Annotated in this window: 9 protein-coding genes; 8 read left to right on the top strand and 1 reads right to left on the bottom strand. The window is 61.3% G+C overall.

The window, feature by feature from the left end:
* Positions 1–168 precede the first annotated feature (168 nt).
* The 3 genes from AC1MHZ_RS04000 (at position 169) to AC1MHZ_RS03990 (ending at position 3716) form a co-directional block, all read left to right on the top strand.
* Positions 169–1098 carry a LysR family transcriptional regulator gene (locus AC1MHZ_RS04000; protein WP_480460449.1) on the top strand — a complete coding sequence of 310 codons (930 nt, stop codon included), beginning with the start codon at positions 169–171 and terminating at the stop codon, positions 1096–1098.
* A gap of 153 nt (positions 1099–1251) precedes the next feature.
* Positions 1252–2322 (top strand): C45 family autoproteolytic acyltransferase/hydrolase, encoded by a 1071-nt coding sequence (locus tag AC1MHZ_RS03995; protein WP_482966043.1) that lies wholly within the window; start codon positions 1252–1254, stop codon positions 2320–2322.
* Between the two features lie 59 nt (positions 2323–2381).
* The gene (locus AC1MHZ_RS03990) at positions 2382–3716 is read left to right on the top strand and encodes an MFS transporter (RefSeq protein WP_324819213.1); all 1335 of its coding nucleotides are present in this window, start codon (positions 2382–2384) and stop codon (positions 3714–3716) included.
* 117 nt (positions 3717–3833) lie between these two features.
* Here AC1MHZ_RS03990 and AC1MHZ_RS03985 read toward each other — a convergent pair whose 3' ends face one another.
* Positions 3834–4724 carry a LysR family transcriptional regulator gene (locus AC1MHZ_RS03985; RefSeq protein ID WP_482966042.1) on the bottom strand — a complete coding sequence of 297 codons (891 nt, stop codon included), beginning with the start codon at positions 4722–4724 and terminating at the stop codon, positions 3834–3836.
* Between the two features lie 323 nt (positions 4725–5047).
* Here AC1MHZ_RS03985 and AC1MHZ_RS03980 point away from each other — a divergent pair, with 323 nt between their 5' ends.
* From AC1MHZ_RS03980 to AC1MHZ_RS03960, 5 genes are all read left to right on the top strand, one after another.
* Positions 5048–7603 (top strand): type VI secretion system Vgr family protein, encoded by a 2556-nt coding sequence (locus AC1MHZ_RS03980; protein ID WP_482966041.1) that lies wholly within the window; start codon positions 5048–5050, stop codon positions 7601–7603.
* Positions 7600–9624, top strand: coding sequence for a T6SS effector phospholipase Tle3 domain-containing protein (locus tag AC1MHZ_RS03975; protein WP_482966040.1), 2025 nt, complete (start codon positions 7600–7602; stop codon positions 9622–9624). The genes AC1MHZ_RS03980 and AC1MHZ_RS03975 overlap by 4 nt, the downstream gene beginning before the upstream one ends.
* A complete protein-coding gene (locus tag AC1MHZ_RS03970; protein ID WP_482966039.1) occupies positions 9621–11285 on the top strand; it encodes a type VI lipase adapter Tla3 domain-containing protein in 1665 nt (554 codons plus the stop codon). Before AC1MHZ_RS03975 ends, AC1MHZ_RS03970 begins: the two co-directional genes overlap by 4 nt.
* 69 nt (positions 11286–11354) lie before the next feature.
* On the top strand, positions 11355–12890 hold the full coding sequence (locus tag AC1MHZ_RS03965; RefSeq protein WP_482966038.1) for a type VI lipase adapter Tla3 domain-containing protein: 1536 nt from the start codon (positions 11355–11357) through the stop codon (positions 12888–12890).
* Positions 12890–13159, top strand: a complete 270-nt coding sequence (locus AC1MHZ_RS03960) for a PAAR domain-containing protein (RefSeq protein WP_482966037.1) — start codon at positions 12890–12892, stop codon at positions 13157–13159. The genes AC1MHZ_RS03965 and AC1MHZ_RS03960 overlap by 1 nt, the downstream gene beginning before the upstream one ends.
* The last annotated feature ends 139 nt before the right edge of the window (positions 13160–13298 follow it).

The raw sequence follows: 13298 nt of genomic DNA, 5'->3' as shown, positions 1-13298 counted from the left end.
AACTTTTTTCGCGCTGGGGAAATAATCCGTCGCCTATGATTGCCGTGGTGCAAAGCCCGGGCCTGCCGGTGCCTATTCAAATCGCGCGGCATTTGCCGGTTTGATGAAAAGGCGCAGATACTCGCCGCGCCTTCGCATTGCCTCGCTTGTGCCGAACAGGAAGAAACCATGGACAAAATGACGGCCCTGACCATTTTCGTCGCCGCCGCCGAGCACGGCAGTTTCAGCCGTGCCGCCGAGCAGTTGGGCAAGACCCCCTCGGCCATCACCAAGGCCGTCGCCCACCTGGAAACCGAACTGGGCGTGCGCCTGTTCGAGCGCACCACCCGGCGCATGGCGCTCACCGAAGCCGGCACCCTGTACCTGGAAGGCGCGCGCCAGGCATTGATGCACCTGCAGCTGGTGACCGAGGAAGTGGAACAGCTGCAGCACGCGCTGCGGGGCACCTTGCGCATCACCGCGCCGCCGTCGTTCGGCCCGGCGTTTCTCAACCAGGTATGCTGCCGGTTCATGCGCGAACACCCGCAGGTGCGCCTGGAGGTGAACCTCAACGATGCCAATGAAGACCTGATCGACGGCGGCTACGACCTGTCGCTGCGCGACGGCCCCACCGACCAGCCTGAACTGATCGCCCAGCCGCTGATCGAGAACCGCGTGATCCTCTGTGCCAGCCCCGACTACCTGGCCCGGCGGGGCGACTCGATCACCCTGGAGAACTACGCCCAGCACGACTGGCTGCTGCTGCGTCACCCGTTGCTCAACCGCAGCTACTGGTGGATCGAGCAGGGCGGCCAGACCCTGCGCGTGCGCCAGCCCACGCCCAAGTTGGTCAGCGACAACTTCGACTTCCTGCTGGCCTGCCTGCTCGATGGCCAGGGCCTGCAGTTCGTGCCCACTTGGTGCGCCGCCCCCTACCTGGCCAAGGGCCAACTGGTGGAAGTGCTGCCCGACTACTGGCGGGCCTTGAGCGCGTTCGGGCCCTGGGTGCATGTGCTGTACCTGCCGCACCGGCGCAACACGCGCAAAGTGCAGGCTTTCATCGCCTTGCTGCACGAACACCTGCGGGGGCAGGGCCTGGAGGCGGCTGAGCGGGGCTGAGTTTTTCCGCCTGGGCACAAAAGTTGTGCGGGGTGTGACGATGATCGGCGGGAGGCGGCTCGCTAGGCTAAGGGTGGTCGCCTGAGCAGGCATTCCACTCTTTCCCAAACAGCAACGATGCCTTGAGCCCGCTGTACCAGGAGTTCCCCCGCAGTGAAGATCCACACCCTCGTCACCGACATCCGCAACCCCGCCGAGCGCGGTCGCCAGATCGGCGAACGTTTCGCCGAGCAGATCCGCCAGACCACCCAGCTGTACCTGGACTTCTTCCCTCGGGTCGGCGTGTCGCTGCGCGAGGCCCAGCGCATCGGCGAGAACAGCCTGGCAGCCCTGGAAGCCTGGAGCCCGAACCTGGCGTCGGAAGTGGTCGGCATGGCCAGGGGAGCGGACCTTGCGCTGTGGCAACTGGCGAGCTTGAACGCACGCACCGAGGTGCTGGCCGCTCGCACCCGCCACAGCGAATGTTCCACCACCGTGCACGCACCTCACGGTCCGCGGGCACCGCAGACCCTGCAGACCTGGGACTGGCACGACAGCCTCTGCCCTCATGGCCTGATGCTGGGCCTGCACACCGAGCGTGGCATGCAGGTCAAGCTGTTCTGCGAATTCGGCATGCTGGCCAAGCTGGGCGTGAACAGCGCAGGTCTGGGCCTGCACTTCAACATTCTGCACCACACCAGCGACAACGACAGCGGCGGGGTGCCGGTGCATGCCATTGCCCGGCGCCTGCTGGAGGACGCGAGCAGCGTCGAGGAAGCCGTGGAGCTGGCGCGTTCGGCGCGGGTCAGTGCCTCGACCGTACTGACCGTGTTCTCCCGCGAGGACTGCAGCCCACGCGCGGTGAGCATCGAGCTGAGCCCCGAGCGTACCGCGCTGGTGCTGCCACGCGAGGACGGCTGGCTGCTGCACACCAACCACTTCCTCGACCCGCAATTGAGCCTGGGCGAGCACGTGGCCGACCGCGCCGACACCCAATGCCGCCTGGGCCACCTGGAACAGGTGATCGGCCAGATGGGCAGCAGTGACCTGCGCGCTCGCGCCGAGGCCATGTGTGGCGCCGAAGGCGACAGCGCGCCGATCTGCTTCCACCCGGACATGGCCATGCCGGATACCGAACGCTGGGAAACGCTGCTCAGCGTCGGTATCGATACCGAGCACTGCTTCCTGGACTACGTGGCGGGCACGCCGCTGCAACTGGCCAAGGCCGGCTTCGAACGTTTCTGAGCCAACCCGGTGCCGCTGCCTGTCGTGGGGGCGGCACCCGCAAAACGAGAACAACAACAATGCATGCGGAACATTCCCACCCTGCGTCATCCCGGTCTGCGTTGCGGACCTTCTGCGTCTCCGGCCTGGGCACTGCGCTGGAATTCTATGACTTCATCATCTATGGCACGGCGGCGGCGCTGGTGTTTCCCCAGGTGTTCTTCCCGCAGATGGACCACCTGACCGCGACCCTGGTGGCCTTCAGCGCCTTCGGTGCCGGCTTTTTCGCACGCCCCCTGGGTGGGCTGGTCTTCGGCCACTTCGGTGACCGCATCGGCCGCCAGAAGGTGCTGGTGGCGACCTTGCTGCTCATGGGCCTGAGCACCTTCCTCATCGGCTGCCTGCCCAGCCACGCCAGCATCGGCGTGATGGCGCCGGTCCTGCTGGTGCTGCTGCGCCTGGTCCAGGGTTTTGCCGCAGGCGGCGAGTGGGGTGGTGCCGCGCTGTTCGGCATCGAGTCGGCACCACCAGGTAGGCGAGGGCTGTGGGGCAGCTTCACGAGCATGGGCATCGGCGTCGGCGGCATCCTTGGCGCTGCGGTGTTCGCCATCGTCAGCGCGGCCTTCGACGACAACCTGGTGGACTTCGCCTGGCGCATCCCGTTCTGGCTCGGTGGCACCCTGGTGCTGATCGGCCTGTATGCCCGCCTCAGGGCCCCGGCGCCGCTGGCGGCACCTGCCGCCAAGCCGGTACGTGCCCCTCTGGCCGAGGCGCTGCGCCAACGGCCACGGCAATTGCTGCTGTGCACCGGCATCGCCTTCGGTTACTGCACCATCGCCTATATCGGCAGCACATTCTTCCTGACCTACGCCACCCAGGTGGGCTACGGCAGCACCCAGGCGTTGATGTTCGACCTGACCCTGTCGATCGCCATCGTGCTGTCGGCGCCTTTGTTCGGCTACCTGTCCGATCGCCTGGGCCGGCGCACGGTGATGGTGTTCGGCGCATTGGTCATGGCCCTGGGGCTGTTCGCCTTCTTCGCCCTGGTGGGCATGCAGAGCTTCGCCATCGCCCTGTTCGCCTACAGCCTGACCGGCCTGCTGATGGGGGCGACCCAGGGGCCGATCCCGGCGTTCCTCGGCGAGCAGTTCCCGCGCAGCATGCGTTACTCAGGGATCTCTGCCAGCTACCAGATCGGTGCGGCGCTGGGCGGCGGCACGGCCTCGAGTATCGCTACGGCCATTCTGATCCTTACCGACCACGACCCGTTGGGTGTGGCGTTGTATGGAGCCGGGGCGCTGGGGTTGGTGGCGGTGTGTTCGTTGATGTTGCGCGAGACGTCGCGGCTGAGCATGGCGCAGATCGACGAGGAACCTTCGGGGGGTGCTGTAGAGGCGGTGTTGGCCCGGCATTGATGGACAGGGGCTGCTGCGCAGCCCTTTCGCGGCACAAGGCCGCTCCTACAGGTCTCGCGCTGGCTCTGGAGCGGCCTTGCCGCGAAAGGAGCGCGAAGCGCTCCCCGGACACAGGCCTCAGGGCGTGGCAGTGAACAACGCCTTGGCTTCGGCGAAACATTGCTCGGCAATCGCCGAGCGTGGCTCGCTGCGACGCAACAGCAGCCCCACCGGGCTGTGGATGCTGGCATCGGCGATCGGCAGGATGCGCATGTGCTCGGACAGCTCCTCCAGCCCACAATCCAATGGCATGACGGCGCAGCACATGCCGGTATTGATGGCCTGGATCAGCTGGAAGGTGGAGTCGCTCTCCAGCACCGCGGCCGGTTCCAGGCCGCGGCTACGCAGGCTCAGGTCCAACGACTGGCGGTAGTGCATGCCTTCGCTCAGCAGGCCCAGGGGCAGGTTGGCCAAGGCCTCCCAGCGCAGCTCGGGTGTGTCGAAGTCGAAGTAGCGGGTGTCGTGCAGCAGGCCCATGGTGGTGGTGCCCAGCTCGATCACTTCGAAGAAGCTGGCATTGACCTGGTCCAGGTAGCAGATGCCAAGGTCCAGCTGGTTGCGGCTCAGCCCATCGATGATCTGCTCGGAGCTCAGCGAACTGAGTTGAAAGTGCAGCTCCGGAAACTTTTCGCGCAGCGGCAGCAACAGCTGCATAGGGTTGAAGCTGGCCAGCGGCACGGTGCCCAGGCGCAGGCTGCCGACCACCTGGCCGCGGCAGCTGGCGGCCTCGGCCTGCAACCCATCGTGGGCGGCGAGCAAGGTGCGGGCCCAGGCCAGGATGCGCTCGCCGGCCTCGGTGAAGCCTTCGAAGCGCTGGCCACGCTTGACCAGCACCAGGTCCAGTTCGTCCTCCAGGTTGCGCAGGCGCATGGACAGGGTCGGCTGGGTGATATGGCACAGCGCCGCGGCCTGGCCGAAATGGCGGGTCTGGTCGAGGGCGATGAGGAACTTGAGCTGCTTGATGTCCATGGTACGGCCTGGTGGAAGCGGGATGGGCAGACCTTAACCAAGTCTTCCGGCGCTGGCCAATGCTTAATGCGGTCGGCTCAGCATTGTCTGGTGGAATAGGTCAACTGTTCAATTGTTTGTTTTTTGCTGATTTGTTGTCAAAAGTTTTCTTGGTGTTTAACTTTTGGCTGTTTCTTGTGTGTGGGGTTTTTTATTTGTAGGAACTTTCCTGGTTTTATTAATTCTTTGAAATGAAATATAAGTTGGTTGCGCTTGGATATTCGCGTGTAAAAATAGAGGGCACTTTCATTGCCTCTTTCACGGTCGAGTAGAGTAAAGTGCAAATGGACTTAGAACGGGCGTTTTCGCCTCAACACTGCCGCCTGATCAAACTGACCACGCCCCTCGCTGGCGAGCAGGCCTTGCTGCTCGAGCGCTTCAGCGGCAACGAAGGGCTGTGCACGCTGTCCGGTTTCGAGTTGTGGTTGCTCAGCCAGGACGCCTGCATCGAAGTCAAGTCGCTGATCGGCCAGCCGGCGAAGTTGGAAATAGCACTGGCGGGCGGCGGCACCCGTTATATCCATGGCCATATCACGATGTTCAGCCTGCAACGGAGCGATGGTGGGCTGGCCTATTACCAGGCGAAGTTGCAGCCCTGGTTGTGGATGCTGACGCGGCGCATCGACTCGCGCATCTTCCAGGGCCAAACCGTGGAAACGGTGATCGGCACGGTCCTGGCCCACTACGGGGCTTTGGCACGCTTCGAGTTTCGCCTGTATCACGCCCTCAAGCCCCACAGTTACCTCACCCAATACCGTGAAACGGACCTTGCCTTCGTGATGCGCCTGATGGAGCAGGAGGGGCTGGTCTTCTACTTCGAGCATACCGCCGACGACCATACCCTGATCATCACCGATTGCTCCCAGATGCTGGGGCCGCTGGCCGAGCAACCGCAGGTCCGTTACCACAGTGCCTGCGTCACCGAGTCCACCGATTCGATCACCCAATGGCGCAGCCAACGTGAACTGCAGCCGGGCAGGATGGCCCTGCAGACCTTCGACTACAAGCAACCTCGCAATCGGCTGCCTATCCAGATGGACACCTTGAACGAGCAGGGTGACTGCGGGAGTTACGAGGTCTATGAGTTCCTGGGCGCCCGCAGCCACCGCACCGTGGACGAAGGCAACCTGCTGGTGCGCAACCGCCTGGAGGCCATCGAAGCCCAGGCCAAGACCTTTCGCGGCAGCAGCACCTGCCGGGCCATGCGCCCGGGCTACACCTTCGAGCTGACCGGGCATTTCGACCACGACCGCGAGGCGCAGGCCGAGCGCGAGTTCCTGTTGCTGTCGGTGACGCATCGCGGCTGTAACAATTACCTGTCGGACCAGCCTGCCGACTACGACAACGATTTCGTCTGTATCCGCAAGAAGATCCCTTACCGCCCCCCGCTCAGCGTGCCGCGCCCCACCATCAACGGGCCGCTCAGCGCCATCGTGGTGGGCCCGGAGGGTGAAGAGGTGTTCACCGATGAACTGGCGCGGGTCCAGGTCCGCTTTCCCTGGCAGCGAGGTGACAGCCTGCCGGAGGGTACCACCTGGCTGAGGGTGGCGATGCCCAGCGCCGGCAGTGGTTTCGGCCACCAGTTCGTGCCACGCATCGGCCAGGAGGTGCTGGTTTCGTTCATGGCCGGTGATATCGATCGGCCAGTGATCACGGCGGCGCTGTACAACGCCGAGCAGGTTCCGCCGCGCTTCAGCAAGGCCGTTGGCCTGCCGGGCAACCGGGCGTTGTCGGGTATCCGGACTCAGGAGCACAAGGGGCGCGGCTTCAACGAGTTGCTCTTCGATGACACGTCGGGCGCAGTGCGCACCCGCCTGGCCAGTACCCACCAGGCCACCGCGCTGAACCTGGGCAAGCTCACCACGCCGCGCACCGACGGGCGTGCCCAGCCCCGTGGCAGCGGCGCCGAGTTGCGCACCGATGCCGCCATCGCCCTGCGTGCCGCCCAAGGCATGCTGCTGACTACCTATGCGCGCCGCGACGCCACGGGGGCGCAACTGGACCGCCAGGAGCTGCTGCAGCTGCTGGCCGACTGTGGCGAGCTGTTCAGGGCCTTGGGCCAGACTGCTGCGGCGCGCGGTGGCGAGGCGGCGGACAGCCAAGGGAGCGATGCCGTGCGCCAGGCCCTGGCGCAATGGCCGGCTGCGGACAGCGACGCGACGGGCGATCCGTTGTTGGCGTTGGCTGGCGAGGCGGGGATCGCCAGCGCGACCCCGCGTTCGCAGCTGCACTACGCCGGCGGAAACCATGACACCACTGCCCAGGACAACCTGCAGCTCACCAGTGGTAGTGCCATGCGCCTGCAGGCCGGCCAGGGAATCAGCGCCTTCGCTCAGGACGGCGGCATCAGCGCCATTGCCAACCGCGGCAAGGTGCAGGTCCAGGCCCAGGACGACGACATCGCCCTCAATGCGCAAAAGGACCTGCGCTTCTCGGCTGTTGAAGGCGAGGCCGTGGTCACCGCGCCCACCATCCGCCTGGTGGCCGATGACGGCAGCTACATCAAGATCGGGGGCGGCATCGAGATCGGTACCCAGGGCAAGGTCACGGTGAAGGCCAGCGAGCATGACTGGACCGGCCCTGGCACCGACGCTGCCCAAGCCCCGGTCTTCAGCCGCGACCCGGCGGCCCAGCGCTTGCTGTTCCACTACGCGGGGCATGCCGAGGACAGTGTCCGCCTGGCAGCCAGCCACGCCTACCGGATCACGCTGGAGGACGGCAGCACCGTGCAGGGCCGTACCGACGCCAGCGGCCGGACCGAGCGCGTCGAGCGCGACCAGATGCACCAGGCCCAGGTGGCTGCCCTGCGTGACAACGGCTCGAAAGGAGGCGCGCAATGAAGGGGTCCGAGCACTGTGTCGTAGCGGGGTGCAAGACCCGCCTGATCCCCAACGCGAATACCGATCGCAGCCTGGAGGTGCCCGCCGACCTGCCGGGGGTGGTGATCTTCCTGCACGGGGTGAACGACCCTGGGGCTTCGTACGAGGCGGTGGAAGAGGGGTTGTGTCAGGGCGTCAACGAGCGTCTGGATCGGCCGGATCTGAAGGCGGGGCGGTATGGGACCGTTTACCAAAAGGCCATGAAGCGCGCTCCCGAGGAGCGCAATAACGATGACAGGACCGCGCTCGACGATCCCGATACGTATCTCTACAAGCGCGACACGGACGACCCCAAGACCCGTAGCCTGATGATCCCGTTCTACTGGGGATATCGCGCTGCACCGGAGGAGATAAAACGGGACAAGGAAGATAATCCCGTCAAGCTGCGTGATCAGTACCAGGACGTGTTCGAAAACCGGCTGGACAGGCATTTCGCCAAGGGCGGCGGCTTCTTCGCAAACGCCACCAACAATCTGCTGGAGATGTATGGCGAGGGGTTCGGTGCCTTCAAGCGTCAAGGGGCGCAACTTGCCTTGCCCAATACCTTGTTCATGGGCAGGGGCCCTCATCGTCGTTATTTCGTGCTGGCCGCCACCCGTCTGGCCATGCTCGTCAGCGAGATCCGCCGTGTATCGCCCGACGAGACCATCACCATCATCGGGCATAGCCAGGGGACCCTGATCACCCTGCTGGCCCAGGCGATGCTGGTGGACAAAGGCCAGCGTTGCGCGGACACGTTGATCATGGTGGATACGCCTTACAGCGTGCTGCCGAACGTGACGCCCAAGCACCACGACACGCTGTCCACCTTGCTGCGTATCGTCAAGGCGGTCACCGCCACGCCTCACCCCGAACCGCCCTTGTCTGCATTGCGCGATCCCCAGACCTACGGCGGCCGCACCGGCCCCCGTTGGTCGCCGACCCAAGGTTCACGCAAGGACAAGGTCGGCAACCTCACTGTTTTCCCCGAGCGGGACAACCGCGGCAAGGTGTACCTGTATTTCTGCCCGGAAGACACCACCGTGGCGCTGGATGACGTAAAGGGCATCGGCACCTACGGCGTGCCGGACACCCTGCCGGATGGAACGCCCGCGATGCAGGCGTTGCACCCGTTGCGCTTCTACCAGCGGCTGTGGACCAAGCGCCATCGCAATGGCAAGCCGGTACGGGTGGGGGAAGCGGCCGGGCCGGACAAGCTGCGCGCCAAAGGTGAGCACCGCTATCCAGGAAACAACCTGTTCGTGGGCTTTGCCTCCCAGGGGAGCATGGCCGTGGGCGAAGAGCGCTTGATCAATGGCGAGCCGCTGAATCCACCCCATGCACCGCACATGTTCGGAGGTGAGGAGCAACCCGGCTCACCTGAACAGTCCGGGCTCGACAGGCCGGACGACGTGAGCATCAGCAATGCCCTGGGTAATCCGGTGGCCCGTTTCCAGTGGCGGAAGATCGCTTCGGTGCCTGCACGGATCGACCTGGAAAAAGCCCGCGCTGCCTGGAACAAAGGCAAGGAAGCTGGCGACCAGACCGGCGCCCTCAAGCAAGAGCGCAAATACGGTAACTGGATGCTGGGCACACCGGATTACTTCGACATTCTGCGAGAGGAAACACCCAACGAAATCCGAGCACGGATGAGGGTCGAGCTCGATGTGCTGGAAAAAAATAGTTACCACTCGGCCGTGTTGCGTAGCCCGGAAAATCATCGGTGGGTGACGGCGATGGATATTGCGATTGGGCAGGCACATTGCCTGGATGACCCGGAGTTGCGGGAGGTGTTAGTGGCGATTGCGGATTGGAAGATAGATAAGAGAAGGTTTTTGAAACTCGAAAATTTACCAGGCTGGTCGCGACTGAGTGATGAAATCCAAGGAATGGTAAAAGCGAGCAGTGAGTACTACCAAAAAGGTATTTTCCCATCTTCCGATTTGGTATCTCTGGTGCCTCCTTCTCTAATCGTAAGTCCTGAAGGTGAGGCTGTTCTATGATGGATGACCTTTTGCCGGTTAGAGCGCGACCTAAGCTTAAAGTTTATTTATTGCTGTCCGGGCTGATGGTTGTACTTTGGCTTGGGCTTCTGATGGTGGTTTATGTGAAAGGGCAGGCGCTTGGTGTGGCTTATCGTAACGTTACGTCCCTATTGGCTCTGGGTATCTCATCCATTGTCGGTATTGTTGCTCTGGTTTTCAGTATCCACTGGTGGTGGAATGCGGTAGCGAACGAGAAGGCAAAGCTAGCTAAGCATAGAGCTGAGCTTTTAGCCGCATTATCGGAGCAAGAGTCTACTTCCGCAAAAACTTATGCTCTCGAAATGCGCGGCGTAGGGCTTGCTATTCATCAGGATGCGCAGTCTAGAATATGGAAATTTATCCAGGATAAAAATTCAAATTTCACATCGGTCTATTCAGATGATCCAATGGATTATCCAGACTCTTTAAGTTCTAGGGAAATCTCTAGTGAAATAAAAGTTCGATTAGCATTCAAGCAATCGGCTAGTGAATCAGTCGCTTATTGGCCAATTCCCGTTTTTGCCCTAGGACCGCCTGTTCCTTATGCCAAGGGGGACGAGGCCGCCGGACTGATCAACTCTGGTCGTAATGCCGCAACGCTGGGCGTCACGCTATTTATCTGGCAAAACGACGAGAACACCAGCCATGGTCAAATTATGATCGAACGACTGTTCAAGTTTTTTGAGGATAATCCGGCTGTTCCGCAGGCGTTGATCGTGAGTGAAGATGGTGATGTGGTACGTGATCTTTATCGCAAGCCCGGTACACCTGGTCTCCAAGATGTTCAGGTCGTGCCGACAATATATGAGAGCATGACGGGGTTGTTGGTTGCTCGGTCGGACCGAGTCAATCGCTATGTCCGCCCCTATTCAATAAATCAAGCCGAGAACAATCAAAGCAAGAAAACGGATTTAGGCAAGCTGTGGGATTTCTATTGGGAGCAAAGCAGAGCATTCGACAAGTGGTATGAAGAAATAGAGCTCTCCAAGGGGAATAAGCTTTCAATTGCACCGACAATGTCCGCCACCTACTGGCAATCTAAGCTTCCCGAACTCTGGAAAACCATCAGCAACCGAGGCCCCGGCCATTTCGAGCCTTCTCCCTGGCTACCGGTCCGCTGGGCCCAGCATCAGGTCGATGAGTTCGACGCCTCACCGGTACTGGGCTATCTGCACCGCCCGATCAAAGTCCCGATGCAGGATGAAAACGGCAAGCGCCTGAAACCCGCGCTTCAGGCCAAGGCCCTGCAAGCCGGCTGGCTGGAGGCATTGGACACTTTGCCCAAGGGACACAAGCCGGTGCGGGTGTTCTACGACACCACGGACAACCTCGAAGCTGAAATCGCCCTGACCAACGCCCTGCATGAGCTCAATACCGACGGCCATGGGCTGGACATCGGCAATGTGGAAGAGGGCTACGACATCGGCCGCCGCCTGGGCAATACCGGTGTCAGCAGCGCCCTGGTGCAGATCAACCTGGCATGCATTGCCAGCTACCTCGACGGCGGCACGAGTGCAGTGGTGTACGCCGGTGCGGACGGCAGCCTGACGGTGCAGATGGTCCGCCCGCCAGATGAGGCGCGCAAAGAGAAGAACCGCAAGAATCGCGGTGTTGATCCTTTCAACTACGGTTTGCCCTAATGAGCCATCTTATTTGCAGGCTGATTGACAAAGGTTGCTACATTCGAATGAAAGGGTAGGGAGTTAGGTGTGACTTATCGGAGTTCCGTGCGCTTGTTGGCTTTGGGTATTTCATCCTTCTTCGGAGTTGTCGCTCTAATTTTTAGCATTCATTTGTGGCTCAATGCGTCGGCGAGCGAAAAAGCCAAGCTTGTAACCAGTAAGGATGAGCTTGAAGCCAAAATCATCAAGCAGAACGCCATGCATACGCGGAATTTTGCATTGGAAATGCGTGGGGTTGGGCTTGCGATCCACAAAGACGCTCAAACCAAGATATGGGAATTTATAAAAAATAAAAATGACAACTTTCTGTCGGTTTACTCGCGCGATCCTAAGGATTACAGTGATTCCATTACGGCCAGAATATCTTCCAGTAAGATAAAAATGATCTTGGCTTTTAAAGGCTCAGCCGGCGAATCAGTAGCCTACTGGCCCCTTCCGGTGTTTGCCTTGGCTCCGCCTAATCCATATGGCAGTGCATACCGAGCTGCTAACTTGATTGGCTCTGGTCGTAATTCGGCTACGTTGGGTGTCACACTGTTTCTATGGGAGGGAGACGAAAATACTACGCATGCCCAAGCCATGATTGAGAGGTTATTTAAGTTTTTTGATGATAATCCTAGGGTGCCTGAGGCTCTAATAGTTAGTAAGGATGGTGATGTGGTGCGCAATATGTATCGCAAGCCAGGTACGCCGGATTTGCGTAGCGATCCAGGAGTGCCTGTTGTATATGAAAATATGATGGGCTTGTTGGTTGCGCGATCTGATCGAGTAGATCGCTATATCCGCCCTTATGCCATCAGTCAAGCGGAAAATAATCAAAGCAAGAAGACAGATTTGAGAAAGCTGTGGGCTTTCTATTGGGAGCAGAATAGAGCGCACCTATATTGGTATCGGGACAAAGAGCGAGCCAAGGGCGTTGAATATCCTATACCACCACTTATGTCCACCGCCTACTGGCACTCCAAACTCCCCGAACTTTGGAAAACCATCAGCAACCGAGGCCCCGGCCATTTCGAGCCCTCTCCCTGGCTACCAATCCGCTGGACCCAGCATCAGGTCGATGAATTCGACGCCTCGCCCGTGTTGGGGTACTTGCACCGCCCGATCAAAGTCCCGATGCAGGATGAAAACGGCAAGCGCCTAAAACCTGCGCTCCAGGCCAAGGCCCTGCAAGCCGGTTGGCTAGAGGCATTGGACACTTTGCCCAAGGGGCACAAGCCGGTGCGGGTGTTCTACGACACCACGGACAACCTCGAAGCTGAAATCGCCCTGACCAACGCCCTGCATGAGCTCAATACCGACGGCCACGGCCTGGACATCGGCAATGTGGAAGAGGGCTACGACATCGGCCGCCGCTTGGGCAATACCGGTGTCAGCAGCGCCCTGGTGCAGATCAACCTGGCATGCATCGCCAGCTACCTGGACGGCGGCACGAGTGCAGTGGTGTACGCCGGTGCGGACGGCAGCCTGACGGTGCAGATGGTCCGCCCACCAGATGAGGCGCGCAAAGAGAAGAACTGCAAGAATCGCGGTGTTGATCCTTTCAACTACGGTTTGCCCTAATGAGCCATCCTATTTGCCTGGGTGACCCTACCAGCAGCGGCGGCCGTGTGGTGGCGTGCCAGCTGGCAGGGTCCCATACGATCAAGGGCAAGACGCCGGCTGTGCTGGGCGACAAGGCCACCTGCCCGAGGCACAAGGGGGAGTTCGCGTTCATCGAAGGCCACCCGACGCGGCGGATGAACGGGATTCCCGTGGTGCTGCAAGGGCATCGTCTAGCGTGTGGCTGCCAGGGTGTTGCAAGCCATGCTGTGGATGTACGGGTGTCCTGACCCTGTGATGCTCGAGGTGGAGCAGACGCTGCCTTGGCACTGCGATGGCAGGGGCGGCCCACTCGCAGGCTCCGCCAGCTCTCATAGAACAACGCATGACCATTTGATTTGCGGCACCCTGTGGGAGCGGGCTTGTCCC

It is taken from the genome of Pseudomonas sp. FA-1, from assembly GCF_056856075.1.
Note: the sequence above shows the minus strand (reverse complement) of the source record. Positions and strands in the feature narration are given on the sequence as shown.

Bases quoted from the DNA above. Each gene is read 5' to 3' on its own strand.
- AC1MHZ_RS03990 (WP_324819213.1), top strand. From the start codon at position 2,382: ATGCATGCGGAACATTCCCACCCTGCGTCATCCCGGTCTGCGTTGCGG.
- AC1MHZ_RS03975 (WP_482966040.1), top strand. From the start codon at position 7,600: ATGAAGGGGTCCGAGCACTGTGTCGTAGCGGGGTGCAAGACCCGCCTG.
- AC1MHZ_RS04000 (WP_480460449.1), top strand. From the start codon at position 169: ATGGACAAAATGACGGCCCTGACCATTTTCGTCGCCGCCGCCGAGCAC.
- AC1MHZ_RS03970 (WP_482966039.1), top strand. From the start codon at position 9,621: ATGATGGATGACCTTTTGCCGGTTAGAGCGCGACCTAAGCTTAAAGTT.
- AC1MHZ_RS03985 (WP_482966042.1), bottom strand. From the start codon at position 4,724: ATGGACATCAAGCAGCTCAAGTTCCTCATCGCCCTCGACCAGACCCGC.
- AC1MHZ_RS03980 (WP_482966041.1), top strand. From the start codon at position 5,048: ATGGACTTAGAACGGGCGTTTTCGCCTCAACACTGCCGCCTGATCAAA.
- AC1MHZ_RS03960 (WP_482966037.1), top strand. From the start codon at position 12,890: ATGAGCCATCCTATTTGCCTGGGTGACCCTACCAGCAGCGGCGGCCGT.